The sequence below is a fragment of the Algoriphagus sp. NF genome, assembly GCF_028823735.1.
Classification (GTDB): domain Bacteria; phylum Bacteroidota; class Bacteroidia; order Cytophagales; family Cyclobacteriaceae; genus Algoriphagus; species Algoriphagus marincola.
Genome location: NZ_JAPEIB010000018.1, coordinates 1 through 26,578, shown reverse-complemented (window position 1 = coordinate 26,578; position 26,578 = coordinate 1). Strand labels below are relative to the sequence as shown.

Below are 26,578 nucleotides of genomic sequence, written 5' to 3'. Positions count from 1 at the left end.
TCCACTTTGGGAGAATGTATTTTAAGGGCACTTCATATTTCTTGTTCTAATCCAAGATTCCAAATGGAAATGGTCCGATCATCAGAAATGGAGATAATATCATTCGAGTAACTACTCCAGATGACCTTATTGACTGAGGTTCCGTGCCCGGCATTCCGTGCCTTATCGATGACTTTCAATAATTTTCTTTCTTCCGGATTCCATATTTTGATAGACTTATCCATGGAACAAGTCACCAAAAGCTGCCCATCCTCCCGAAAATCCAGGAAATTAATCGCATACATATGAGCTACTACATCCTCTTCTAATTCGTAGGGATCAGTTTTCCAAAACTTCAAATGGGCATCTCTAGAACCACTGACCAAGTAGCTTTCATCCGGAGAATAACGCAAGGCAAAAACCGAATTGACATGGCTTTTTAAATTGGCAATCGGCTTGAAATCCTCTGCTAAGTCCAAAATCTTAACACTGTGATCAGAAAGCCCGAGAGCAAGATGCATTTTTTCAACGGCCACATCCATCACACGAATACTCTTCGAACTCAGCTTGATATGCTTCTTCACAGCGCGGGAAGAAATATCGACAATCGTTAAAACTCCATCTCCATCTCCTACAAGAATTTGGTCACCGACCACAGTAATATGGAAAATGGCAAATTCCGTCATTTTCAGGGACCACATCTCTTTGTTTTCGTTCAGATCAATGACGTGAATTCCCTCAAAATTATGTCCTATGATTAAGTAATTTCGCTGATGATCGATCGCAAGCGAATAGACAGAATGCGGAAGTTTGGCGATGAGTTTACCATCCTTAGGATTGTCCAAGTCCCACTCTACCACCATTCCATCACCTGCACCAGTATAAAAGTACCGAGGATCGGATCCTTCGGTCAAAGCATAGATACAGTCATTGTGCCCGGTGAGACTGTGTAATTTATAAACTTGGATTTTTGACATATATTGGCTTCTAATAGGAATGCCCTTTCGGCCTATGCAAACAAAAATAGAAAAAATTGATTCCCAATCGGTCTTGGTTCTAAAGAATATTCAGGACCAAGCTATGGATCAATTGGATTTCCTCAGCTTCCGCGAAAAGCTATCTTATGCCAATATTTCTCATCATGAAAAACGGAAAGAATGGGCATCTTCCCGAATGGCCATCAAGGAAGCCATGGACGCTCTAAACATCCCTTATCCGGGCTTTTTCAAAGACGAGCATGGCAAATCCCAAGTCATGAAAGGAGGAGGCCAAGTGAGCTTAAGTCATACTCAAGGCTATGCAGGAGCAATTTTTCACCGAGATCTTCCCGTAGGTATTGATATGGATTTGGTCAGGGAAAAAATCCTCCGGATCGGCTTTCGATTCTTAGATCAAAAGGAACTGGATTTCCTGAAAAAGGACCCCGTCCACTACACCATGGCCTGGTCTGCCAAAGAATCCATTTTCAAGTGTCAGGGGAAAAAAGGAGTTTCTTTCAGGGAAAACATTCTATTGGAACCTTTCGAGCCGGATGCGCAACTCATCAAGGGAAAAATTCGAGGAACGGAATTTGCGGATCACCATTATCAAGTTCGAGTGGAAAAAATCCAGGACGTCATTCTCACTTACACCATTTGGTAGCATGAACCTTAAAATACTTTTCGCTTTTTCCTTTTTTATCATTTCTCAGACCATAGTCGCACAGAGTCTAGGAGACATTTCGCTTCAAGATGCAGTGACAGGCAAGACACAAACCATCGCAGACCTTACCGATCAGAAAGGATTGGTTTTGATCTATTTTGACCTGAATTGTCCTTTTACCAAAATGTATGAGGGAAGGATCAAGGCACTTCGGACTAAATTCAGTAATCAAGGCTTCCGCTTCGCTTTGATTCATTCCGACTCAAAGGCATCAGCAGAAGAACTTAAAAACTACATCGATTCCTCCGGCATGAATATGCCATTCTTTTTACAATCAGGAACTGAGGCGAATCAAGGATTGGGAGTAGTGAAAATCCCAGAAGCTTTTTTGATCAGCAAACAGGAGGACATCCCTACCGTCATTTACCATGGCGCGATCGATAATAATCCCCAAGCGGAAAATGCAGTCAGCGAGCGCTTTCTCGAGCGTGCCATCAATCAGTTTTTGGGAGGAAACCTGCCCAGTCCTGCTCAAGTTCGGGCGACAGGCTGTAACCTGAGAAGTTTCTAATCAGCTTTCAAGAATCTGAAGAAGCTCTTGGATTTCCAGCACCTTCTCTGCTTCACCTAATTTTTCAAAAGCAAAGGCTAGATTTCTAAGAGACCTCATCACGATCTGATGGGAATCAGTGGGCTCAAAAAACTCTTCTTTGGGTGCGATTTTCAAATGCTCTAAATAATTGTAGATATCCTGCCTTCTAAAAATCAAGCCCTTGTTGAAGGCATTGATATAAAAAGTGATATCAGCAGAATTGTATGTCAATACAAAAAGATTGGGAAGGTTAACTCCGTAAACTGGCAGACCTAATTTCTGAGCAACTAGCATGTAGATCGCACAAAGAGAAATGGGGTTTCCTTTTTTAGTATCCAAAACTGAAGAAAGCATGGAATTGGCCGGAGAGTGAAAGTTTTTGGTATTGGCGGAAAATCTCAGAGAATTGAACAAGACATTGTTGATGATCCGGATTTGGTCATAAGGACCCAAATCCGACTTAAAAGCTGTCCAAACTTCAAAGTAAATCTGATGCATGTCCGCGTTTAGCTTTTCAAACTCCAAATCAGGATATTGATAGGTGTTGATGATCCAAAGTCCTGTCAGCAAGTCCTTATCTTCAGACTTTTTCCATTCTTCCAGCCTTTCTTTCAGTTGCAAAAACTGAAGCTCATGCACCAGAAACTCAATCTCCCGCTGTATACCCGGATCAAAGCTATTTTCCCATTTCTTTTCCAAAAAAGGGATGATTTCAGCTCCCAAAGAAATAATTCGATCACGGACGTGGTTTTTCACTTCCTGATCGCTATCATCCAAGAGGGTGACCAAAGCATTTAATTCAGAAGGACTGAGTTCGCTCATTGATTTAATTTAAAAAAAATATATGAAGGATTGAGTTTGTGAGGTGAAATTTCTAAGGTGAATTCTGAAAGGTAAATGGTAAAAAGTAAGTGGAATTTGTGATGGATTTCTCACCCAAGACAAATTAACCACTTACTATTCACATAAAGCTATTCTAAATTTAATTTTAGCTGAATTTGAAATAGTCAAATTAAGTCTGAATGACCCCGACATTAAACCGCTCTGTGATAGGAGCATGATTGGCAGCGGCTATTCCCATGGAAATGACCTTTCGTGTTTCCCGAGGATCAATCACTCCATCTACCCAGAGTCTGGCTGCGGCATAGAAGGGACTAAGTTCCTCATTGTATTTATTGGTGATTTCTTCCAAAAGTGCCTTTTCATCCTCAGGACTGATTTCTTTACCGGCCTTTTTCAAAGATGAAACCTTAATCTGAAGCAGGGTCTTAGCTGCCGAAGCTCCTGACATCACGGCCATTTGGGCGGTAGGCCAAGAGTAAATTAAGCGTGGATCATAGGCCTTTCCACACATGGCATAATTACCTGCTCCATAGGAATTTCCAAGAACGATGGTGAATTTCGGAACCACTGAATTGGACATTGCATTGACCATTTTGGCTCCGTCCTTAATGATACCTCCGTGTTCGGCTTTGGACCCTACCATAAATCCACTCACGTCTTGAAGAAAAACCAAAGGAATCTTCCGCTGATTGCAATTCATAATAAAGCGCGCTGCCTTGTCGGCAGAATCTGAGTAGATCACTCCTCCCATTTGCATCTCGCCTTTGGCATTTTTGACCACCTTGCGCTGGTTGGCAATGATTCCAACAGCCCATCCATCGATTCGGGCAGTTCCGCAGATCAGGGTTTTTCCGTAGTCCTTTTTGTATTCATCGATTTCTCCACCATCAACCAGTCCTCTGAGCACCTCAAGCATATCGTATGGCTTGACTCGGTCGATTGGGAATTTTGAGAGCATTTCATCAGCAGAAATCGCGGGTTCCTTCGCCTCCACCCGATCAAAGCCTGCTTTCTCGGAGGCACCCATTTTATCAAAAATCCGCTTGATAGCATCTAAGCAATCCTGATCCGTGTCAAATTTATTATCTGTCACGCCTGATATTTCGCAATGCGTGGTAGCCCCACCAAGGGTTTCATTGTCTACAGATTCCCCGATGGCTGCCCTTACCAGATATGAGCCTGCAAGGAAGATAGTACCCGTTTTATCTACGATCAGAGCCTCGTCCGACATGATGGGTAGGTAAGCCCCTCCAGCCACGCAACTCCCCATGATGGCAGCAACTTGCACGATCCCCATGGCAGACATTTTAGCATTGTTGCGAAACTGCCGTCCAAAGTGCTCCTTATCGGGAAATATTTCATTTTGCATGGGTAAAAAGACACCTGCACTATCCACCAAATAAATGATGGACAGATGATTCTCCATGGCAATTTCTTGGGCGCGAAGATTTTTCTTGGCAGTCATCGGGAACCAAGCTCCGGCTTTCACAGTGGCATCATTCGCAACGATCATACACATACGACCGCTCACAAATCCAATTCCTGTGACGACCCCTGCAGAAGGACATCCTCCCTCCTCCTCATACATTCCATCTGCTGCGAAAGCTCCAACTTCCAAAAAATCTGAACCTTCATCTCTCAAGTAATCAATCCGCTCCCTTGCCGTCAGTTTTCCTTTATCATGTTCTTTGGCGATACGTTTGTCACCGCCACCTTTTTTGACTACTTGGTACTTTTCTGACAACTCAGTCAGGAGTGTTTCCAGACTTTTGTTTTTTGATTCGGTTGAATTCATGGAGTTATTTGGGTTTATATGTTTTCAAACTCGAATCTACAAAAGGAAGTTTGGTTTTCAGAAAAAGAAAGCTGTTAAAGTGATCTGATTATAGTATGTATTGGTGAAAATCTATTTAGGTCTCCAGTAAAGAAATACACCTTCGGTGAAATACGCTTGCAGCGAAATAGGCTTCGCGAAATATACCAAGGTGAAATAGGCTTTCAGCGAAATACGCTTTGCGCCTGCCTGCCCTTGCAGGAAATACACCTTTGGTAAAATAGACTACGTGAAATATACCTCATTTTGGTCGGCGAAATACAGCTCTTGCTTGAGTAATGAATTCAAGAAACAAATTGTTTTGAAAACCAAAAGACCCTGAAGAGGTCAAAGCTTTAATAGCCCTCTGGGTAAGCAAGTCGAGGCACGAGACGCAGCGCAACCCAGGGTAAAACATCCAATTCCAGCGCTGGCCCTGGATCTCGAAATGGGAACGAATACTAAATGCCAGCAAGAGGACGAAAAATTATGAAAAGAATAAATAGAAATACGCTTCGCGAAATATACCTTCGATGAAATAGGCTGCGCGAAATACCACGTTTTTACATTATTTGAAGTCAAACAAGACCTTTGATGATCTTCTTACCTTTCGAACGTTTTAATGGCAAATGATGAATGTCGGAGTCTAGGTTCTCTTCCCACTTCGTGCTTCCAACTTCCCCCTTCCTACCCCGAATTCAACACTTGATCATTGAGATCGCTTCTCCCGATTCTCGGGATCTCGATGACGGTCACTTCGTGCTTCCTACTTCCAGCTTCCTACTTCCAACTCCCCTCTTCCAGCTCCTCACCTTCCCTCAATCTGATTTTTATAGTCACGGATGGACCGGAAAATTGCAGAAGCCATGTACTCCTGCCCCTGCTTGCTCATCAAAAATCTTTCCTCGTTGGAATTGGATAAAAAGCCTAATTCAATTAGTACAGAAGGCATGGAAGGAGTCCAAAGTACATAAAATGGTCCCTGCTTCACTCCTCGGCTTCTTCGGCCTACTCGATCTTTAAACTGCTTTTCTACTTGATCGGCCAAGGAAAGTGAATTTTCGAAAAAAGCCTGAGACATCAAGTTGAACATGATGTAAGACTCGGGAGATGATGGGTCAAAACCCTCATATTTTTCTTCATAGCCATCCTCCAGCATCATCACAGAGTTTTCCCGCTTGATGATATCAAAGTTTGATTCGAAGTGCTTCATCCCCATGATAAAAGTCTCTGTTCCGTAAGCTGATTTATTCGCAGCGGAATTGGAGTGAATCGAAACAAAAAGGTCAGCCTTGTTCTTGTTGGCGATGACAGGTCTTTCTTTCAGCGAAGGAAAACTATCATCCTTGCGGGTATAAATCACCTCCACATCAGGAAGATTTTCTTCAATATACTTTCCTACCAGTAGCGTAACTGCAAGATTGATATCCTTCTCTCGGGAGCGTGAACCTAGATTTCCAGGATCTCTTCCACCGTGACCGGCATCTAAGACGATCTTTTTCATCCGGAAAGCAGGCATCATGGTTTCATTGGGAATAAAACCACCGAAAAGAAAAGGTATCAGTAATAGAAGAGAATTAACAAATTTTTGGGTTTTGAATCTTCTCATGAGGGCAATAAAATTAACTTTACGCGTAATTTCGTACATACTAGTTAAGGAACGAGCGACTGTGCAGCATTTCAAACTCCTATTGAGTTTATTTTCAGTTTTACTAATGCCATTTTTGGCCTTAGCACAAGAGACTACGGAGAGGCAAGAACGAAGGCTTGCTGTGCCGGATACTCTGCAGTTTCCCGAAAGATCTGTGCTCGATTCACTGAAAATTCCTGCGGACTCAATTCCTACCAATGATACGACAAATATTGTGCCTCAGAGCGCGATCATGAGCGAAATCAACTATTTTGCTGAGGATAGTATAGTCACGGACTTCGAAACCAATAAGGTCTATCTTTATAGAGGTGCCTGGTTTGAATACGGGGAAATGCGACTGGATGCAGACCGCATCATCATTGATTGGAAAAACAACGAACTCTATGCCAGTGGAGTCACCGATAGCTTGGGAAATATTGAAGGCAATCCCTTTTTCAAAGACCAAGGTCAGGTCTATGAAATCCGAAAGGAGATGCGCTACAACTTCAAAACCCAAAAAGCCATCATAAAAGATGTCGTCACGGAGCAGCAAGACGGTATTCTTCGAGGAGAAACCATCAAAAAGACAGATGATGGGAGTATTTATTTAGACCATGGTTACTACACCACCTGCAAGCTCACCGAACCGCATTGGCATATTTCTTCCAACAAACTCAAGTCCATTGAGGGAAAACAAGTCGTCTCCGGACCTTTCAACCTGTATTTCAATGGTATTCCTACCCCACTAGGCCTTCCATTCGGCATTATTCCAAATACTCCTGAAGAAAAAGCCTCCGGAATCATTTTCCCAAGCTATGGAGAGGAACAGGTGCGAGGTCTCTTCCTCCGTGACTTTGGATATTACTTCGCCTTCAATGACTTTATCCACGCCCGGGTCACAGGAGATATCTATTCGAAAGGAGGCTGGGGTGCCAAAGCCCAATCTGTCTATAAAAAACGCTATCGTTTTAGCGGTTCCTTCAATGTGGATTTTCAGAAATTTCAGTCACCTGAAACCGAACTCAACCCAGTTGACTACAACACCTTCCGCGTAACATGGTCTCATACCCCTGAGAGCCGGGGTACGGGTCGCTTTTCTGCTTCCGTGAATGCAGGAAGTACTTCCTATTTCAACAATGTGATCAATCCGACCAACTTCCAAAATAACGTCACCTCGGATTTACAATCGAACATCAACTATACCAAGCAGTTTTCGGGCACACCTTTTTCCATGTCTGCTTCTGCCCAGCATTCCCAGTCAGTTTCCACGGGAGAAGTGAGGCTCAGACTACCTTCTTTCAACGTTTCAATGAACCGGCAGAATCCCTTTCGGAATGTGAAATTTGAGCCACTAAAGACACTCAATATTGCCTGGAACTTTGACCTTCAAAACTCCATCAGCAACCGGATTCAGTCCCCTACTCCCATTGATCCAGAATTGGGAGGCACGACCACTCCTGAGCTAATTCCATTTACTCCTGAGAATTTCAGCCTCTTGTTGAAAAACGCGAATAATGGTGCTCAACACCGAATTCCTGTCAGCACCAACTTCACCTTATTTAAGTATTTCACCGGAACCGCCTCAGCCAATATCACGGAGCTTTGGTATTTGCAGCGATTGAATTTTTTCTACAATCCCGAATCGGAGCGAGTGGATCAGATTGTTGAAGATGGATTCAACCGGGTGACTTTTTACAATACCTCCTTCAGCATGCAGACCAACGTCTATGGCTTTTATAATTTCAAAAAAGGAAAGCTGCAGACGATCCGACACCATATTCAGCCCACCTTTGGCTTTAGCTACACGCCGGATTTCACCACTGATAATTTCGGTTACTTTCAGGAGGTTCAAACCAACGCAGCGGGAGATACCAGACTATATAATAGGCACCAGGGATTTGTATACGGGGGAGCGCCTGCTGGAGAATCCAGGGCTTTGACTATGGGAATCCGATCTGTTTTGGAAGGAAAGATTTTAACCGATGAGGACTCTACTGCCGAAAACAGCACCAAAAAGATTCCTTTGATCGAAAACTTTGACATCAACACATCATACAATTTTGCTGCGGACTCATTTCAGCTGGCACCTGTGCGGATCAGTGCCCGAACCAGCTTTTTTGACCGAAGGGTTTCTGTCAATATGAGTGCTACCGTGGATCCCTATGCCACTTCAGCCTTTGATAATGGAACCGGAACAGAGACTATTCGGAGGATTAATCAATTTGCCTGGAAAAATGGACAGGGACTTGGAACCATCCGAAATGCATCCTTTAACCTCAATGCCTCCATCAACCCTAGTAATGCCCAAAACCCGGGTGAGGTGCGGGATGAGCTGACCAATCAGTTTATGCAGCAAGGTGGAATCATGAATGAATTTGTAGAAAGCCAAATCAATCAAATCGTCACTGATCCAAGCCAGTATATCGATTGGAATATTCCCTGGAACCTATCAATCGGCTATAATCTTGCCTACAGCAAACCAACAAGTGGAAGTAGCAATGTGACTTCGGCCGTGCAGCTATCCGGAGATGTGTCCATCTCTGAAAAGTGGAAAATAAACTTCAATACAGGTATTAACTTGGTGGATCAGGTAATCACGCAATCCATGATTGGAATTGCCCGCGATTTGCATTGCTGGCAGATGAATGTCAATTGGATTCCTTTTGGACGCTTCACTTCTTACAACATCGATATCCGGGTCAAGTCAAGTATTTTGCAGGATCTAAAAGTTTCGCGTCGCCGATCTTTCTTTGATCAATAAGAATTTGAATTGACGAAGTACGATTTACGAAGTACGGTGTTTTTTTATATCAATTGAAGCAAAAAGAAGCCTCTGGACGGAAACTCTCGCTCGGCCGTTTAAATGTCGAATGATGAACTTGCCTGCTGCAAGCAGGTTTTGAATGTCGAATGTCGAAGTCCAGGTTCGATTCTAGTTTAGAGTAAATATCGAAATACGCTTTCAGCTAAATATTCCTTCGGCGAAATATGCTTTGCGAAATATACCTTCGGTGAAATACGCTTTCAGCGAAATAGGCTTCGCGCCTGTCTGCCGTGGCAGGAAATATACTCTGTGAAATACACCTCACTGTGTTCGGGGAAATACTTTATATGAATAAAGAGTGCTGAAGGCACGAAATATTTTAGCCCAGTATAAGCGAAGAGGAACGATGAGCGAAATGCTGGGTAAAAAAGACACAACACCATCCCAGCGCTGGGCCTTGATCTTTGGTTTGGAAATGGGAATTAGGTCCCAGCAAGATAGAAACGTATATAAAAAAGTAGTCTAAAGAATGCCTTGCTTTAGGCACAAGCCTACCAGAGGTAGGTAAATCATGAGACCTTCCCATCCGACAGGCGGGCCTGCGCCATTTAGGGACTGCCTTGATTTTTTTATTTGGAACCGGGTATTTGTGAAAAAGCTTTAAACTTGATTTTCCCTCAAGAAATTCCTTGCCCGCTCTAAATCCTCTGCTGTATCAATAGCTATGGCCTGATGGGAAGTTTCTACCATGCGTATTTTCACCCCATGTTCTAGAATTCTGAGCTGCTCCAACATTTCCAATTGTTCCAATTCCCCTTTGGGCCAGGTAGTGAATTCTAGCAAGAGCTCCCTTCGATAGGCATAGATCCCCACGTGCTTTTTGTAAGAAAAATCCCCACTACCCTCTCGGTCAAAAGGGATGGGAGATCTTGAAAAATAAAGTGCATCGCTATTCTGATCCAAAACCACTTTGACCGCATTGGGATTGGCGGCCTCCGCGGGAGAAATATTGAAATATAGGGATGCCATTTTTACTGATGAATCAGAAAAAACTGCCACTAGATCCTGAAGAGACTTGGCATCCTGAAAGGGTTCGTCCCCCTGCACATTGACAATCAAATCAGCATCTACATGGGGCAGAGCCTCTGCTATTCGATCCGAACCACTTTCATGTTCTTTTTGGCTTCGAAAGACTTTGCCTCCCACAACAAGCACCTGCTCCTCAATCAATTCGTGATCACATACCACCCAAACTTCATCAAAAACTCCGGTAGCTAGGGTACTGAGATAAGTTCTTTGGATAACTGATTTTCCTTCCAGATCCTGCACCAATTTTTGAGGCAGTCTAGAGGATGCAAAGCGAGCGGGAATAAGGGCTGCGGTTTTCAAAAGTCTTTCTTCTTATCGCGTCCTAAACAATTTCTTGAGCTTCTTACCCAAGGAATCTTTTTGCTTTTTTATCCTATCTTTTTTCGTCTCTACATCCTCCCCATAATAATTATACATGTACTTATTATTCTGAGAATAGAGATAGGTATTGCCATACCCATAATTGTACCCTTCGTAGTGATATCCGGAATTGATGATGCCATTGAAAACACCATAAACATTTGTCACCTGCTTATTATTGAAGAGGTCATTGATCATGACCAAGTGATCCTTCACGGTGTAATTCTGCCTTACTACGTAAAGATTAACATCGAAAAGACGCATCAAGTCAATAGTCTCAGAAACCAAACCCATCGGAGGAGTATCGAAGACAACGATGTCAAAATTTTCATCCAGATAATTTAGAAAGTCCTTGAGCCTCTGAGTCTGTAGAAGTTCTGCTGGATTAGGTGGGATAACCCCCGAAGGCACGAAAAAGAGGTTTTCTTGCTGACTAGGGATTACTATTTCTGATGCCTCCACTTTTCCAATCAAATAAGTAGATAAACCAACCTTATCAGAATGATTAAAATACTTAGCCAGTTTAGGACGGCGCAAATCCCCACCAACTACCACGGTTTTCTTTGATCCCAAAGCCATCGCAGAGGCCAGATTGAGGGAGGTAAAGGTCTTGCCCTCACCCGACACCGAGGAAGTCACCAGAATTCTTTTTGTATTCTTACCGCTAGCTAGATAAGTAATAGCCGATCTTAGGGAGCGGAATGATTCCGCCACAGCTGACTTTGGGTGTTCTAATACGACTTTATTAGTGTCTTTGGTCGAATATCCAATTACTCCCAACTGAGGAATCATAAAGTGCTTTTTCAGGTCCCGCTGATCTTTGATGCTATCATCAAACATGTCCCGGACTACAATGAATCCGAATGGAAGTAATAAGCCAAGGGCAATTGCTAAAGCATAGTTTTGTTGCTTCTTTGGAAATACGAGTGTTCCACGTTTGGCGGCATCCAAGATGGCATTGTCAGACACATTGGAAGCCCTTGCGATTCCCGCTTCAGCCCGCTTTTCCAATAAATAGGTATAGAGCGATTCCCGAAGTTTGAACTCTCTGAAAATCCCCGTGTATTGAGATTCAGATTCTGGAAGGGTCGCAAATTCAGCATCGTATCCTTCGATTTCCAACTGAATATTTCGCTGCTTTTTACGGGTATTATCAATCAGATTGACCACATTTTCAAAAAGTGCATCCTGGATTTTTTCCATTTGCACATCGATCTTGATCACTTCCGGGTGATTTTCGTTGACAGTAGCCAAAAGCTTTCTACGCTCCTGAGAAAGGGTGACGAGATTTTGAATTAAGCCATTTAAAAGCGGGTCAGGTACTCCAATGACTGATGGAGCAATGACATCTGAAAAGTCTTTGCTTTTCATCTCCATGTACCGCCTGATTTCTTCGAAATAGTTGAGTTGGTATTCTAATTCCGCATTGGTTTCATCCAAAGAATTCATTTTCCCCAGTATATTGGAAAACTCAGCAGAGACATCCAGCAACTTGTTTTCGACTTTGAAATTCTGAAGCTCCCGTTCCTTTTGTTTGAGGGAATCTTCCAAAAACCCTAACTGCTCCTCAATAAAAGCGATGGTATTTTCCTGAATCTTATTCTTTTCATTCAGATCATACTCGATATAAGACTCCATCAAGGCATTGATATAGTCTCGACCCTTCTCCACCACCTTTGTGGTAGTTGTAAGATTCAATACAGAACTAAACTGATTTTCAAGAACCACATTCACTTTCTTGGCCCATTGTTCCTCCAAAGAAGCTGGATTAACCAATTTGAATAATACAACATCTCCAACCCTTCCAGGATTTACAAGGTGAACGGTAAACTTGGAACGGGCTGTTTCGATCTCTTGACCAAAAGTGTAAGTCTTATTGAAAATACTTTCGTCTCCTGCTGCCTGGGCAGGATTGAAGTCTAAAATACTTCCCTCTGGTGGGACTAGTTTAAAATTCTCATCGGATAAAATCTGCAACTCCACCTGTGCATCTGTCACCTGCAGATGATCCCAATCCACTACAATTCGAATAGGAGAACGGTCATAAAGCTCAATATCCTTAATCGTAGTTTTTGCAAAATACTCTACATCAAAATGAAGTTTTTTTAGTGCCTCACGGGCCAAGTTTTTTGAGCGTAGACGAAGAATGTCATTTTCCAGATTGATACCCGAATTAAAGATATTGGAGCGGTCCAAAATTCTGGCTTCAGGCGAATTATTGGTCTTGATCACCATGGATCCACGAACCTCGTATTCATCTACCGTATAGCGGTGGAAGAGAAAAGTTGCAATTAAAAAAATTAGAGTAAAAAGCACATACCAAGGCCAATAGCGAATGTACTTAGCCACTACGTAGCGTATTTCCAGCGCTTTTTCTTCGTTATCTAATTGGCTGAGATCAAGCTTCTCCATTTGAATTAATTCCCTCCTGTTACTAAGTTAATGATTAACAAAGTGGATGCCAGCAATCCTGCAAAAAGTGCTAGTGAAGCGGTCAAATTATCTGCGGTGCCTATCTGTCGAATTTTCATCGGCTCCATATAAAGGATGTCATTGGGTTGGATGAAATAGAAAGGACTGGCCAGCAAGGCCCGGTCATTCAAATTGATTTGATGAATTTTCACTCCCCCATCGTATTGCCGAATGATAAAAAGCTGATTCTTTTTTCCTAAAAGGGTTGTTTCACCTGAATTAGCCAAAGCATCAAAGATGGTAGCTCTATTTTTGAAAATCACCTGAACCCCTACGCTATTGAATTCTCCTAAAGTGGTGTAGCGGATACCTGCTATTCGTAAGCGTACATAAACCTCCTCTTTGAAGTACTCATTGATTGCCTTTTGAACTTTCTGTTTTGCTTGCTCTTCCGTAAGTCCGGCGATTTCGATCTTCCCCAATTTGGGAACCTCCACCATACCGTCTTTATCTATTGCAAAACCTCTAAAGTAGAGTGGATCTGAGCCACCTCCACCACCCATTCCTCCACCCATACCTCCCATTCCACCACCTTGCTGTCCTCCCATAAAGGTAAATGCCTCAGTAAGTTCCTCATCCGATGTGGCAAAATCGATCTCTACCATATCATATGGCTGAAGGATATACTCATAATCTACTTCTGCAAAGGGAATGAATTCATTCAAATCGTAAGAAGTGGAATCCGATAGATTCTGAAGGTAGGTAATTCGCTTATTGCTAATGCAGCTACTCGAAAAAAGAATAAGAAGGAAGTAAATAGGTAATAGTCTTCTCATAAACAGATGAATGCCCAGAAGATTCAAATATAGATAAATTGTCGATTTAACTCGCTGCAAGACCAAAAAGGTATTTAGAAACTGACGAATCAAGGGATTCTAAATTTGAACTGTTTTCCTTCGAGGTCGAACCTGATTTGGATCCAAAAAAAATTAAACCTCTATGCCTGTAGTCTCGATTGAGGATAGGCCAAGTATTTTTCATTAAAATGATGGCTAAAATTAAATATTCAGCCAGCTTAAAATGATAAGTTTAATCCAATTGAGTTATTTTCAAGCATGCAAATTCGCAGAGCTTCATCAGAAGACATTCCAAAAATTATTTCCTTGCTCAAAAGCTCCCTAGGAGAATCCTTACTTCCCAAGTCAGTAGAGTTTTGGAATTGGAAGCACCTACAAAACCCATTTGGCGAATCACCAGTCTTGCTGGCTTGCGAAGCTGATGAAATTATTGGAGTGAGGGCATTTCTCAGGTGGGAGTATCGAGAAGGAAATCAGAAATACCAAGCCCTGAGAGCGGTGGATACGGCTGTACATCCAAACTATCAAGGAAAGGGGCTCTTCACCAAACTCACTACCCAATTAATCGATGAGGTGAAAAAAGAAGGATTTGACCTGATTTTTAATACACCAAATGAAAAAAGTCTTCCCGGCTACCTGAAAATGGGTTGGGAGAAATGGGGCAAACTACCTTTAAAAGTAAAGCTCAAAGTTCCCAACAAATCTGAAAAGGCTTCAAAAACAAAGGACTGGGAAGAAATAGCAGGTTTGATCGCAAGGATTGAAAACAGTCCTCCGTGGACAGAGGGAGTGCGAACAAGCCTAGTTCCGGGATATATTGATTGGCGCTACCGGGATTGTCCGATTGTCGATTATCAGTTTGCAAGTGATGGAGAAACCTATTTGATGATCTATCGACTGAAAGAAGGAAAAAAAGGTATGGAACTTCGGATCGTCGATTTATTCCATCACTCGGATTTTGGGAAAAACCAAAGGGAACTTTTAAGAAATGAATTCAATCAAATCTGTAAGTATTCAGGAACCATTTGGGTAAGTTTTTCAGGTTTAAACTATGACTCGGATATATTAAACCTTGGCTTAGTTCCTATTTTAGATCGAGGTCCATTGGTCACTCTGCGTAAGCTTCGAGAGGATCTCAACCCAAAGGATTTAAACTGGAAGTGGAGTTTGGGGGATTTGGAGCTTTTTTGATTATTTGGCTCTTGTAAAAAAATATACCTTCGGGGAAATACGCTTTTCGGAATAAACCTTCGGGGAAATACGCTTGCAGCGAAATATACTCTGTGAAATACACCTCACTGCGTTCGGTGAGATAGGCCATTATTTCTTGGCGCAGCCATATCTTTCTTTATCTGCGTAGCTATCTTTCAAAAAATCTTCTCTGGGTTTAAAAGATACCCTTCACTTCGCTCAGAAAGATATAGTCAGCTTCGCCTCCTAAGATACACCTCTCTTCGTTCGGTGAAATAAACTGGATAAATGCATGTTTGAACAAAGAGTGCTGAAGGCACAGCAAGACAGAGACGAAGTACGGGTTTTTCTTCCTCAAAGCCACAAAGAAAAATTCGAAAAAATGAAAGAGACGCTGAAGGCGTCGAACTGTGAATAGCCCCGGGTACAACCCGGGGAAAAAGAATATGCCAGATTAACCAGCGCTGGGCCTTGATCTTTGTTAGGAGATGAAAATTCGATGCTAGGGCAAGGAACGTGTAATACTATCCGGATTGTAAATCCTACGATAAGTGTTCGGGTTTACAAATCCCGAACAGCGGGGTAGGTTGGTGAGCTTGTCGAACCACAACCCCCGGATTTGAATGAATAGCGAAGATTTAGTAAACCTATCCAATCAACTTCTGCCATGAAATTATTGAAACTCCCCCCGATTCCCATGATTCATTTCCACCATAAATCACCTGAGCATTTACCTGAATAGCTGAAGCATTTTTTCCAAATAACTCTATATTCTTGAGGAAACTTCTATGAAAAGTCTGACCAGATTTAATCTCAATCACCTCCAGTCCTTCTACAGATTCGACAATCAAATCTACCTCAACCCCATTTGAATCCCTCCAAAAATACAATGGGGGCTCTTTTCCTTGATTTAAATAAGATTTTGCTTTCTCTCCTATGACTAAATTCTCAAACAGCGAGCCCTTTGCCCAATGAGTGTCTACCTGTTTTTCATTTTGTATTCCAAGTAGATTACAAGCCAGACCTGTATCCCAGAAATAAATTTTGGGGCTTTTGATAATTCGCTTACTGAAGTTTTTGTGATAAGGACGTAGAAGAAAAATCACATAGGAAGCCTCTAATGCTGCAATCCAAGATTGAACGGTTTTGTGATCAACACCTAGCTCTGTTCCAAGACTAGAAAGGTTAAGTAATTGTCCGACTCTCCCAGCAAGTAATCCTATTAGTCTTCGAAAATTGCTCAGGTTTCTCAAACTAATCATATCCAGTACATCACGCTCCAGATAGGTTTGCTGATAAGAAGGAAAAAATAGGGACGGGTCAATATCTCTATCAAAAATGGCTGGATACCCTCCTTTGAAAATAAACCTATCGAAATTATTGGTTGCTTCGCCGGAAAGATAAACTTCCTTCATAGAAAAAGGCATTAATTTGCTGACAAACACCCTTCCTGCCAGACTCTGTGAGACTTGTTTATTCAAAAGAAAGTTTTGAGATCCAGTCAAGATAAATTTTCCATTTTCACGCCACTCATCTGCTACTACCTGAATAAAAGAGAAAAGCTCAGGCACACGTTGTACCTCATCCAAAATTAATCCCTGAGGGTAGGATTTGAGGAGTTGGAGGGGATCTAATTCAGCTCTCAGTCTATTTTCCGGAAGTTCAAAATTGATGTAATGATGATTTGGAAAAATCGACCTTGCTAAGGTTGTTTTACCTGATTGCCGAGGTCCCATAATAGAGATAATTGGCATTTTCATAGCCATCTCTACGAGCAATTGAGAAAGTTGACGTTTAATCATTTTATGCAAAATGGGAATATTATTCCCAATATACATGATTTATTTTGTTGAGTAATGAAGTGACACATCAAATTTGAGTTTTTGTACTTATAATGGTGCAACGTTGTTAAAACTTCAGTCTTCTATAAAAAAGAAATAGGCCTGTAGCGAAATAAACTTTATGAAATACATCTCACTTCGGTCGGTGAAATATCTACGAAGTACGAAATACGGCGTTGATGTCTCAATTCACTTGAAATCATCCCCTTAACAGTCTTCTTGTCTCTCGGCTGTTTTAATGTCGAATGATTGAATAATTGAAAAATTGGAAAATTATTCAAAGTTGTCTCCTGTGATGAATTGTGGAATTTTTGAACATGCTTCGCGAATTACACTTTGTGCCTGTCTGCCCTGGCAGGAAATACACCTCTCTTCGGTCGGTGAAATAAGCTTAGCGCCTGTCTGCTGTGGCAGGAAACACACAGCTGGTGAAATACGCTTTCAGCGAAATAGGCTTCGCGAAATACGCATTGCGAAATACACCTTTGGTGAAATAGGCTGTGCGCCTAAAGGCCCCGGCTGGAAATACAACTTCCTTCCGTCAATGAAATAAACAGCACTGTAGTGCCCGTCCGCTCTGGTGGACGCCAATTCTATCAGCCTATCAGAGATAAGCACGTAAAATGACCCCATTGGGGTCAAACATCTCAATAGCCGGGGGTTTCAACCCCCGGATTTGAATGAATACCGAAGTTTTTAGCGCTGGCCCTTGATCTCAAAATGGAAACGGATACTAAGTGCCAGCAAGAGGACGTAAAACCTTGAATAAATGCCGTGCGTGATGACCTGTCTACCGATGGCAGGCACGAACGGCGGCAAAAGAAACGGCCTTAGAATCTTTATAACTTCTATGCAAATTTTACCCTTTACTACTTTTGAAGGCCAAAAGTAGCCAAAAGCCTTCGACGCAAAAAAGCCTGCCTGAGGCAGACAGGCTTCAACGCTCAAGGCCGAACGCTGGCCCGCTTTTGCGTCAACCCACCGCGCCCAAAAAACAATAACCTCGGAAAATGAACCATTAAGGAGTGCTGAAGGCACGAAATATACTAGCCGGGGGTTGGAAACCCCCGGATTGGAATAAATAGCAAAGTTTTAGCGCTGGCCCATAATCCTAATATGGAAATGAATATTCTGTGCCAGCAAGAGGACCTAAAACCTTGAATAAAAAAGCCGTTCGTGGTGACCTGTCTTCCTAAGGTATGCACGAACGGTGGCAAAGAAATCATCAATATAGAAAACCAAATAGCCAAATTGGGATTTTGTTTCCTATTCCATACTCTATATCATCAGAAACGACAAAGGCATCTGACAAGCCCTCAATTTGCTTCTTTCCTTTCTTTTTACCTCCTACTTCCAAGATGTATTTTCTGTCAATTAAAAAATCACCCTTTTCTCCGTATTCAACCAAATTTTTATAGCTTAACTGATTGACTATAAACGACTCGCGAATAGCGCCTATTTCAATAGACTTTGGGGCTAAAGCAAAATTGAAATTGGTGTTTTCTAAAAAGATTTTATCAGGTTTTTGTAATTGGGTAATACCTCTAGAGTCCTTGTAAAGATTTCTTGTCAGATGTGCTTCTTGAAGAAAATACAAGTAAGTCACAAAGGTGTTTCTGTTGATTCCAATCCGCTCAGAAAGCTTGGAGACATTGGGAACAAAAGGAACTGATTCAGATAAAATCTGCATCAATTGCTTCAGTTTTGTCACGTAGGAAACATCAATTTTCCGCAGCAAAGGGAGTTCAATCTCTAGAGTCATGTTTATTACCTCTTCAATACGCTGATGATATAGTGAGCGCCCCTCCTGATAAAAAGGAAAATAACCGCTTTGGAGATAATCCATAAAATATTTCAAAGGCTGCAACTTCCTATTGACTTCATGTGCTAAGGCAAGATGATTGGTCAAAATTTCCTCAAGCTCAAAATGTGGAAAGACTTGCCCGGTCTCCATCTCAATGTATTCTCTGTAAGAAAGTCCCTGCATGAAATAAACTGTTGCTCTTCTGCTCAAATCCGCACGTGCATTTAGAATTTCAAGAAGGGAAGAACCGGTAAAAACTACTTTTAGCTCAGGGTAATCATCATAAATATTTTTTAGCTCTTGTGACCAGTTTGGATACTTATGTACTTCATCCAAAAACAAATACCTCCCTCCCCTCTTTGCAAAGGAATCTACCAAATCAATTAATCTATTTTCTGCAAACCAGACATTATCCAAACTCATATATAGGGTAGAACCATCCATCGGCAAATTTTGCTTGATGTATTGCAAGAGCAAGGTTGTCTTCCCAACTCCCCTAGCACCCTTTATCCCAATCAAGCGACTATTCCAATCGATTTCGTCCATCAAACTTCTCTTAAAATTTAGTGTGACAAACTCGAGTTTCTTGAAGAATTTCTCAAATAAGAATTCCATTTCTGCTGTTTCTATTAAGCAAATATATTTTAATTTTGCTTACCATATTAAGCATTATTAGTGTTAGCGCAAAATATTTGATTTCGAATTTTTATGCTTGTGAATACATAACGGTTTAGGCCCACTACAAAAAAATACACTTTCAAAGAAATAAAGTCGGCTTTGCCTTCTAAGATACACCTCTCCTCGTTCGGTGAAATATCTACGAATTAGGATTTACGAAATACGGCGATTTTAATGTGGAATGAGGAATGAGGAATTTTAGAACCATTTATAATACTCGACAGGGCGATGATCTATTCTCTCACTAATAAAGAAATATACCCTCGGTGAAATAGACTTGCAGCGAAATATACCTGCGGTGAAATACGCTTGTAGCGAAATATGCTTCGCGCCTGCATGCCCTGGCAGGAAATACATCTCCCTTCGGTCAGTGAAAAAAAGAGCGCTGTAGTGCCCGTCCGCTCTGGTGGACGCCAATTCTATCAGCCTATCAGAGATAAGCAGGTAAAATGACCCCATCGGGGTCAAACATCTCAATAGCCGGGGGTTTCCAACCCCCGGATTGGAATGAATAGCAAAGTTATTAGCGCTGGCCCAAAATCCTAAAATGGAAATGAATACTTTGTGCCAGCAAGAGGACGTAAAACCCTGAATAAATGCTGTGCGTGGAGACCTGTCTACCGACGGCAGGCACGAACGGGGGCGAGACCGATTGGAATCAATAGGACATTTTGGTTTGTCCAGATTGCAAATCTTTGGATAAGGAATCCTGGATTTTACTACCTCACCCCGACCCTCTCCTCAAGGAGAGGGAGATGGATCCGTGAGTAATAATAGATTTTGAATTATTCTTTTAGGAAATAGAACATTGACTTGCGGCTAGATTGTGGCCACACATAAGGGCTTGGTAAGCGGACTGCGTCTCCAGAAGAAAAAAGAATAAAATGACCCCAACGGGGTCAAACATCTCAATAGCCGGGGGTAGGTTGGTGAGCTTGTCGAACCACAACCCCCGGATTGGAATGAATAGCGAAGTTTTTAGCGCTGGCCCAAAATCCTAAAATGGAAATGAATACTCTGTGCCAGCAAGAGGACGTAAAACCTTGAATAAATGCCGTGCGTGATGACCTGTCTACCGAAGGGTAGGCAAGAACGGCGGCGAGACCGATTGGAATCAATAGGACATTTTTGGTTTGTCCGGATTGCAAATCTTTGGATAAGGAGTCCGGAATTTTGCTACCTCACCCCGACCCTCTCCTCAAGGAGAGGGAGATAGTTCCGTGAAGCTCAAAAGCTATTTTAATTGATTTAGATTCATTTGGGTTATCAATCTCGATATATCATGAATCCATCCTTGGAATCTATGGAGCACTATACCTTTTAACCCCATTTATTTTATTCTAAGGTCACCTTTCCTTAGGTTTGCATGCAAGCTAAAACCAAAGTGACCCAAAAAATCAAAATCCTCCACTTGATCAAATCCCTTGGACGGGGAGGAGCTGAAAAATTGATCCCGGAAACAGCACTCGTCCATGATCAAAGTCGCTTTGAGTTTCATTGCCTTTATTTTTATCACCAAAAAGAAAATATAGTCGATGAATTGGAAAGGGCCGGAATCCAAGTACACCTAATCCCATCCGGAAACCTGGGCTTATTTTTCCAAGTTGGAAAAGTCAAAAAGTTTATCGAAGACAATGGCTTTCAAATTATCCATGCACACCTTCCCTGGGCTGGAATCTTGGCTAGAGCAGTTGGAAGCCGAGTTTCTATTCCTATCGTTTACACAGAACACAATACTTGGGACCGGTACAATAAAGTTTCTTATTGGGGAAATCGACTGACCTTCAAAAAGCAGGATGTAGCCATTGCCGTATCCAATGAAGTCGCCCTTTCCATGCAGCTAAACTCCATGTGGGACCCCTATCGTAGAGGAGAAAAGCCAAGCGTTCGGGTCGTGCAGAATGGAGTAAATACTGAAGTCTTTAGGAGAGTTGAACCAAGTACAACGTACAAATTACCAAATACTAAGTATCAAGAAGCAATCACGATAGCTATCAGGAGCAAGATCGTAGATCCTGGAGACAGTAGTTTGGAGAATGGAGGCTTTGAAATTGATGATGGTAAAAAAAATACAGAAGAGATTGTTCAATTTCTTTCCCCCGATTCATTAAAAGTCCATTTAGGCATTCCTGAAGGGGCAAAAGTGATTGGAAAGGTGGCTGTTTTTCGTTCGCAAAAGCGGCTTTGGTTGTGGGTGGAACTAGCCCTTCGAATTTTAAAAAAACGAAATGACGTTCATTTCCTTCTTGTCGGTGATGGGGAATGGCGAGCTAGGCTTGAAAAGCAAATAGAAGAATCCGGCAAGGCACGGCACTTTCATTTAGTCGGCGTTCAAAAGGAGGTCATTCCTTATCTGAACCTGATGGATATCTACCTGAGCAGTTCGGAATTTGAAGGATTACCCATTGCCATGCTTGAGGCCATGGCCTGTGAAGTATCCGTTGTAGCTACACGAGCAGGAGGAATCGGTGAGGTGATTCAGCATGGAGTGCAGGGTTTTTTGTCTGGAATTGACGATTGGGAGGAGCTGGAAGGCTATTGCCTGCAATTACTTGAGTATGATGAATTGCATATTAAAATGGCTAAGGCAGCCAGAGAGCAAGTAGAAAAGTATTTTAGTATGAAAAGGATGGTAGCTGATTTGGAAAGGATTTATTTAGAGGTAATTAACAAGAATTTTAAGCCTGAAAAAGGAATTTAAACCGCTCTATTTAAGCTTTCGCCAATATGGTCTCCCCTACCCCTTGCATGGATTTAGATTGAAAGCCGTAGCTATCTTTCAACTGATGGAAAGTTTCAATAATGAGTTTTAATTCCTTCATGCTGTTTTCGGGACTATTTCCAAAGTTGTGGGGATGCCACCATAAATGATAGAATTCTCCATTTTTTGCTGCCCAGTCCATTTCACCAAGAATACGGTTGAGCCGAGCCTGATTGATCAAAGGTACTCCGGAGGCGTAAGGCCTGAGGATTCTAGAGGCAGGAATGATCACAGGTTCATTCGGAAATCGTAAAATATCCTCTTTCCTAAAAGTTGATTTCTCTCCCGTAGGAATAAAGCAATCCGCAGAACGGAACCATTTTTTACTCAAACTTTCGTGTTGGGTTTCCTGCCAGAACCAATTCTTGGGATTTCCCCTTACGAATTCATAGCCTTCCTCTAGGCAAATCGGCAGGTACAACTCATTGATATGATTTCTAGGAAAAACTAAGGAACGAAGCTTTACTCCAAACTTCTCTTGGGCTATTCTTTGGGTAGCCGTCAAATCACATCGAAACTGATCTGGACTTTGTCCCCTCACCAAAGTATAGTAATGTGCATAGGAATGAGAACCCAATTCCTGATAGGGTGTATCCAAGATTCTTTGGATCAATTCAGGTGCAAAGTGAACTTCTGGTCGAATCCCATGATCTTTTGCCCATTGGTAAGCGGATAGTTTCTTGTCTCGATAGGAGGGTAAATTATCCGGCGCATAATGCTCCCACTCCTCTTCATTTTCGGCAAATAACATTCCTACTGTGGCCCAGGTAACTGCTATTTCATTTTTACCAAAGAGCTCCAGCATTTCAGGGACAATCTTTCTCGTATTGGAAAAGTATTCCGGCCGGTAGTTGGCTCCAACCTTATCAAAAATTCCCCAAAGGAGTTCGAAGTCCAGCGAGATCGTAAAAGTTCCGGGCATGGTGGTGTTTGCAATTAACAATGAAGATAGGGAAATATAAGAAATACACCTTGATGCATTTAAATTTACGAAGTACGATTTACGAAATACGGCGATTTTAATGTGGAATGAAGAATGAGGAATGAGGAATTTTAGAACCATTTATAATACTCGACAGGGCGATGATCTATTCTCTCACTAATAAGAAATACACCTGTGGTGAAATACACTTTGAGAAATACACCTCCCGTGGGTCGGAGAAATAAAGTTGGCTTTGCCTTCTAAGATACACCTCTCTTCGTTCGATGAAATAAACTGGATAAATGTATGTTTGAACAAAGAGTGCTGAAGGCACACAAAGACAGAGACGAAGTACGGTTTTTTTCTTCCTCAAAGCCACAAAGAAAAATTCGAAAAAATGAAAGAGACGCTGAAGGCGTCGAACTGTGAATAACCCCGGGTACAACCCGGGGAAAAAGAATATGCCAGATTAACCAGCGCTGGCCCATAATCCTAATATGGAAATGAATATTCTGTGCCAGCAAGAGGACATAATACCGTGAATAAATGCTGTGCGTGGAGACCTGTCTGCCGAAGGCAGGTAGGAATGGCGGCTATAATTTGAGACTTGCGCTAGATGAGTTTATCAAAGCCCTTTTTCAGTTTAACCCGACATGGTTGATTTTTGCGAGCTTTTTCTTGATACTTTTTAGCCAAAAAGTATCCAAAAGGCTCTGGCCCAGTCTTTTCTTCAAATCGCCTATGGATATTCTTTAGATATAGATTCCGTTACGATTTGATTTTTGAAAGGCTCAGAAATCTAAAAATGGGCGGATTCCCGAAACAAGTTCGGGACTAGCCCATTTTTTGACGATTTCCTTGCCTTCCAAAAACCGAAAATCCCGAAGGCCATCCTACATACTCAAGAAAAACCTATCCTATAAAGTTAATAAAAGCGCTGTAGTGCCCGTCCGCTCTGGTGGACGCCAATTATATCAGCCTATTAGAGATAAGCAGGTAAAATGACCCCATCGGGGTCAAACATCTCAATAGCCGAGGGTAGGTTGGTGAGCTTATCGAACCACAACCCCCGGATTTGAATGAATAGCGAAGTTTTTAGCGCTGGCCCATAATCCTAATATGGAAATGAATATAAAATGCCAGCAAGATGAAGACGGTTTTTAGGATTGAATGAAATATTCCTTGGAATACAAATCCTAGGATAGGAGTTCGGTTATTGGGAAAATAACCTTCGAGTTCTTCCAGACCTCAAAGGTTAGGTAGCTGCTTCGGCGAGCTCCCGCTTCCTCCGCTCTTCTTCGACGATGCGATTGTAGATGGCAGCGCGCTTTTTGATGCGGTTGGTTTTTTCCCAGTCCATAAAGGCCACGATCACAAAAAGCATAAAGTACATAATCTGGGATTTCTGACGGATGATGATTCCCAGATTCGACATCACAAAGGTCATGGAGATGGAAATAGAGATAAAAACCACCGCCGACATCTTCACCATAGCTGGAGCAATGCGGATGTAATCAATAAAGCTTTTCTTAAAAATCCTGGAGAACATGTAGATGTAGAGAGCATTTTCAATGGAAACTACCAACCCAAGTGCATTCGGAGAATCTATAAATAAGGGTCTAAACCAAAAAGTAAAGAGCTTCATGGGCAGGCTATAAGAAGTCATATCAACACCTGAACCTGCTGATTGGAGTCTTTGGGCATTCAAAGCCGACTCCTCTTCAAAGCTCTCAACAAGGTTATTAGGATCATAACCTAGATAAGTGATCAAATCCTCATATACAAATAAGGAAACAGCAATACCAGCAAATGCGACAAGATACTTTTGATATACGGGCACCTTTTCTCTTCCTAAAACAAAACTTACCCCCATTCCAATCATAACCGCAAATAGAATATGTGGGCGGACCATATAACATAAAAACCCTCCAAAAATTAAATGAGGTATTCGCTTTCCTGGCCAAGATAATCCATATGTCAAAAATCCAATTCCAGCAAAAATAACTGCACCCTTTCCTAATGATGCTGTCCAAAAGTGCATATTGGGCAAAAACATAAAAATGGTAATCGCATCCCAACCCTCAAATTTTGGATTGAAACGCAAATTCTCCTTCATAAAACAATAAAAATAAACGAAGCCCCAATACCCCAACCAAGTGGATAGGAACATCATCATATCATAATTAAATCCTAAAAATCTAACCCAAGGAAAAGCAAGCCACTCAATAAAATCAGTACCTGCGGAAAAAGCATCAAACCAATTCTTCCACAAATACTGAGTTTTCTGATAATAATGTAAAGAATCCGAACGGTTAAACTGTGCATAGGTCCAATAGACCAATCCAAAGAACATATGATACCAGTAAAGTTGATTCAATAGCCCTGCCTTTAGCCATTTGTGTTCTTTCTGAAGGTTGTTCAGAACAGGCTGTGAAGCAAAGAATAGAAAAAGAATTAGAAGGACTGCGCCGAGCAAGGAAACATTGGGTTAGTGATTATCAAATATAAAAAGAGGAACGTTAAGTGTTAAAGGTTAAGCGTTAAAGAGTTCGTAGTTCTACGTTTTGGGTTGAGGATTTGGGGGACTGTGGAATTGATGAATTGATTAACTGTTGGTTAAAGTTCAATGTACAGTACTCAATTTTGCTTGAGGAGGGATTGGTAGAATTGTTCGAACTGCAGGGTGACTTGGGGGAGGGAATAGTGAGTACAAACGAGCTGATGGGCTTGGTCGAGGATTTTTTGTTTGGCTTCTTTGGGCATGGTCATGACTTCCTGAATGGCTTGAATAAAGGCTTGGGTATCTTGCGGAGTAATGCACCAGCCGGTTTTTCCAGTTTTCAGTACTTCCGGAATTCCCCCTACTTCATTGGCGATTACCAGAATTTTGGAATACATGGCTTCCAAAACCACTGCTGGTAAGCCTTCAATTTGGGATGGCAATACCAATGCAGCAGCCTGCTTTAAAATCGGAAAGGGATTGGATTGGTTGGGAAAAATAAAAACACGATTCTCCAGCTCATACTCCCTGATTTTTGATTTTATGCTATTTTCCAAAATACCTTTGCCCAAAAAAACCAAATTCAGGTCAGGCCAAATCCTCTTGTTTTCAAAAAAAGTATCTAAAAGCCATTCGGGATCTTTCTCAGGTACAAAGCCTCCCATAAAAAGTAAAAAGTTTTGGGGTAGACCAACGTCTACACTTTGATTTTTTAACCTGTCAATTTCAAAAGGGTCTATTCCAATCGAGATGGTCTTTGTGGCGTTCTTATATCCGTAAAAATCAATTAAATCCAAGCGTGTTGCCTCTGCCACCGAAATCACCGCATCGGTATGGTTCAGTAAAAAACGGTAATACTTTTTTTGCCAAGTACTCTTAACAAAAGGACTCATCATATTGG

19 protein-coding genes are annotated in these 26,578 nt (G+C 41.8%); 7 read left to right on the top strand and 12 right to left on the bottom strand.

The window, feature by feature from the left end; genetic code table 11:
- Window positions 1–32: 32 nt before the first annotated feature.
- Window positions 33–956, bottom strand: coding sequence for a WD40 repeat domain-containing protein (locus OU792_RS10220; protein ID WP_274670104.1), 924 nt, complete (start codon window positions 954–956; stop codon window positions 33–35).
- Window positions 957–990: 34 nt separating this feature from the next.
- Between OU792_RS10220 and OU792_RS10215 the strand changes: the two genes are divergently transcribed.
- Complete coding sequence (locus tag OU792_RS10215; protein WP_100629644.1) at window positions 991–1,620, top strand: 4'-phosphopantetheinyl transferase family protein; 630 nt, start codon at window positions 991–993, stop codon at window positions 1,618–1,620.
- Between the two features lies 1 nt (window position 1,621).
- Window positions 1,622–2,191: a redoxin domain-containing protein gene (locus OU792_RS10210; RefSeq protein WP_274670103.1), complete on the top strand. Its 570-nt coding sequence runs from the start codon at window positions 1,622–1,624 to the stop codon at window positions 2,189–2,191.
- On the opposite strand, the gene OU792_RS10205 is transcribed toward OU792_RS10210, so the two are convergent.
- The 3 genes from OU792_RS10205 to OU792_RS10195 all read right to left on the bottom strand — a co-directional run bounded on the left by OU792_RS10205 (window position 2,192) and on the right by OU792_RS10195 (window position 6,477).
- A complete protein-coding gene (locus OU792_RS10205; protein WP_222583658.1) occupies window positions 2,192–3,034 on the bottom strand; it encodes a transglutaminase-like domain-containing protein in 843 nt (280 codons plus the stop codon).
- A gap of 190 nt (window positions 3,035–3,224) precedes the next feature.
- Window positions 3,225–4,850 carry an acyl-CoA carboxylase subunit beta gene (locus OU792_RS10200; RefSeq protein ID WP_222583659.1) on the bottom strand — a complete coding sequence of 542 codons (1,626 nt, stop codon included), beginning with the start codon at window positions 4,848–4,850 and terminating at the stop codon, window positions 3,225–3,227.
- Window positions 4,851–5,676: 826 nt separating this feature from the next.
- Window positions 5,677–6,477, bottom strand: coding sequence for an N-acetylmuramoyl-L-alanine amidase family protein (locus OU792_RS10195; RefSeq protein ID WP_026947209.1), 801 nt, complete (start codon window positions 6,475–6,477; stop codon window positions 5,677–5,679).
- A 106-nt stretch (window positions 6,478–6,583) separates the two neighbouring features.
- Between OU792_RS10195 and OU792_RS10190 the strand changes: the two genes are divergently transcribed.
- A complete protein-coding gene (locus tag OU792_RS10190) occupies window positions 6,584–9,259 on the top strand; it encodes a putative LPS assembly protein LptD (RefSeq protein ID WP_134203104.1) in 2,676 nt (891 codons plus the stop codon).
- Between the two features lie 663 nt (window positions 9,260–9,922).
- On the opposite strand, the gene kdsB is transcribed toward OU792_RS10190, so the two are convergent.
- From kdsB to OU792_RS10175, 3 genes are read right to left on the bottom strand one after another with little or no spacing between them, the layout of a single operon-like run.
- A complete protein-coding gene (kdsB, locus tag OU792_RS10185; RefSeq protein ID WP_274670102.1) occupies window positions 9,923–10,651 on the bottom strand; it encodes a 3-deoxy-manno-octulosonate cytidylyltransferase in 729 nt (242 codons plus the stop codon).
- Between the two features lie 12 nt (window positions 10,652–10,663).
- The gene (locus OU792_RS10180) at window positions 10,664–13,123 is read right to left on the bottom strand and encodes a GumC family protein (RefSeq protein WP_222583661.1); all 2,460 of its coding nucleotides are present in this window, start codon (window positions 13,121–13,123) and stop codon (window positions 10,664–10,666) included.
- A gap of 5 nt (window positions 13,124–13,128) precedes the next feature.
- Window positions 13,129–13,959 (bottom strand): polysaccharide biosynthesis/export family protein, encoded by an 831-nt coding sequence (locus OU792_RS10175; RefSeq protein WP_026947204.1) that lies wholly within the window; start codon window positions 13,957–13,959, stop codon window positions 13,129–13,131.
- A 279-nt stretch (window positions 13,960–14,238) separates the two neighbouring features.
- Between OU792_RS10175 and OU792_RS10170 the strand changes: the two genes are divergently transcribed.
- Window positions 14,239–15,171 (top strand): GNAT family N-acetyltransferase, encoded by a 933-nt coding sequence (locus OU792_RS10170; protein ID WP_274670101.1) that lies wholly within the window; start codon window positions 14,239–14,241, stop codon window positions 15,169–15,171.
- Between the two features lie 292 nt (window positions 15,172–15,463).
- Window positions 15,464–15,589 carry a hypothetical protein gene (locus OU792_RS10165; RefSeq protein WP_262709487.1) on the top strand — a complete coding sequence of 42 codons (126 nt, stop codon included), beginning with the start codon at window positions 15,464–15,466 and terminating at the stop codon, window positions 15,587–15,589.
- Between the two features lie 229 nt (window positions 15,590–15,818).
- Here the strand turns inward: OU792_RS10165 and OU792_RS10160 are convergent, their stop codons facing one another.
- Window positions 15,819–16,973 (bottom strand): ATP-binding protein, encoded by a 1,155-nt coding sequence (locus OU792_RS10160; protein ID WP_274670100.1) that lies wholly within the window; start codon window positions 16,971–16,973, stop codon window positions 15,819–15,821.
- Between the two features lie 334 nt (window positions 16,974–17,307).
- Between OU792_RS10160 and OU792_RS10155 the strand changes: the two genes are divergently transcribed.
- Window positions 17,308–17,565 carry a hypothetical protein gene (locus tag OU792_RS10155; RefSeq protein WP_274670099.1) on the top strand — a complete coding sequence of 86 codons (258 nt, stop codon included), beginning with the start codon at window positions 17,308–17,310 and terminating at the stop codon, window positions 17,563–17,565.
- Window positions 17,566–18,237: 672 nt separating this feature from the next.
- Here the strand turns inward: OU792_RS10155 and OU792_RS10150 are convergent.
- Entirely contained in the window at window positions 18,238–19,431 is a 1,194-nt protein-coding gene (locus tag OU792_RS10150) for an ATP-binding protein (RefSeq protein ID WP_133391067.1), read from the bottom strand.
- Between the two features lie 1,429 nt (window positions 19,432–20,860).
- On the opposite strand from OU792_RS10150, the gene OU792_RS10145 reads away from it, so the two are divergent.
- On the top strand, window positions 20,861–22,195 hold the full coding sequence (locus OU792_RS10145) for a glycosyltransferase (RefSeq protein WP_274670098.1): 1,335 nt from the start codon (window positions 20,861–20,863) through the stop codon (window positions 22,193–22,195).
- A gap of 10 nt (window positions 22,196–22,205) precedes the next feature.
- On the opposite strand, the gene OU792_RS10140 is transcribed toward OU792_RS10145, so the two are convergent.
- From OU792_RS10140 to OU792_RS10130, 3 genes are all read right to left on the bottom strand, one after another.
- A complete protein-coding gene (locus OU792_RS10140; protein ID WP_274670097.1) occupies window positions 22,206–23,177 on the bottom strand; it encodes a polysaccharide deacetylase family protein in 972 nt (323 codons plus the stop codon).
- 1,255 nt (window positions 23,178–24,432) lie between these two features.
- Window positions 24,433–25,653: a hypothetical protein gene (locus OU792_RS10135; protein WP_222583664.1), complete on the bottom strand. Its 1,221-nt coding sequence runs from the start codon at window positions 25,651–25,653 to the stop codon at window positions 24,433–24,435.
- A 161-nt stretch (window positions 25,654–25,814) separates the two neighbouring features.
- On the bottom strand, window positions 25,815–26,578 hold a 764-nt coding region (locus OU792_RS10130; protein ID WP_274670096.1), incomplete at its 5' end, for a glycosyltransferase family 4 protein.

Excerpts from the sequence above, each read along its gene's own strand:
- OU792_RS10220 (WP_274670104.1), bottom strand. The coding sequence starts at position 956 with ATGTCAAAAATCCAAGTTTATAAATTACACAGTCTCACCGGGCACAAT.
- OU792_RS10215 (WP_100629644.1), top strand. The coding sequence starts at position 991 with ATGCAAACAAAAATAGAAAAAATTGATTCCCAATCGGTCTTGGTTCTA.
- OU792_RS10210 (WP_274670103.1), top strand. The coding sequence starts at position 1,622 with ATGAACCTTAAAATACTTTTCGCTTTTTCCTTTTTTATCATTTCTCAG.
- OU792_RS10205 (WP_222583658.1), bottom strand. The coding sequence starts at position 3,034 with ATGAGCGAACTCAGTCCTTCTGAATTAAATGCTTTGGTCACCCTCTTG.
- OU792_RS10200 (WP_222583659.1), bottom strand. The coding sequence starts at position 4,850 with ATGAATTCAACCGAATCAAAAAACAAAAGTCTGGAAACACTCCTGACT.
- OU792_RS10195 (WP_026947209.1), bottom strand. The coding sequence starts at position 6,477 with ATGAGAAGATTCAAAACCCAAAAATTTGTTAATTCTCTTCTATTACTG.
- OU792_RS10190 (WP_134203104.1), top strand. The coding sequence starts at position 6,584 with ATGCCATTTTTGGCCTTAGCACAAGAGACTACGGAGAGGCAAGAACGA.
- OU792_RS10180 (WP_222583661.1), bottom strand. The coding sequence starts at position 13,123 with ATGGAGAAGCTTGATCTCAGCCAATTAGATAACGAAGAAAAAGCGCTG.
- OU792_RS10175 (WP_026947204.1), bottom strand. The coding sequence starts at position 13,959 with ATGAGAAGACTATTACCTATTTACTTCCTTCTTATTCTTTTTTCGAGT.
- OU792_RS10170 (WP_274670101.1), top strand. The coding sequence starts at position 14,239 with ATGCAAATTCGCAGAGCTTCATCAGAAGACATTCCAAAAATTATTTCC.
- OU792_RS10165 (WP_262709487.1), top strand. The coding sequence starts at position 15,464 with ATGTTTGAACAAAGAGTGCTGAAGGCACAGCAAGACAGAGACGAAGTA.
- OU792_RS10160 (WP_274670100.1), bottom strand. The coding sequence starts at position 16,973 with ATGATTAAACGTCAACTTTCTCAATTGCTCGTAGAGATGGCTATGAAA.
- OU792_RS10155 (WP_274670099.1), top strand. The coding sequence starts at position 17,308 with ATGAATTGTGGAATTTTTGAACATGCTTCGCGAATTACACTTTGTGCC.
- OU792_RS10150 (WP_133391067.1), bottom strand. The coding sequence starts at position 19,431 with ATGGAATTCTTATTTGAGAAATTCTTCAAGAAACTCGAGTTTGTCACA.
- OU792_RS10145 (WP_274670098.1), top strand. The coding sequence starts at position 20,861 with ATGCAAGCTAAAACCAAAGTGACCCAAAAAATCAAAATCCTCCACTTG.
- OU792_RS10140 (WP_274670097.1), bottom strand. The coding sequence starts at position 23,177 with ATGCCCGGAACTTTTACGATCTCGCTGGACTTCGAACTCCTTTGGGGA.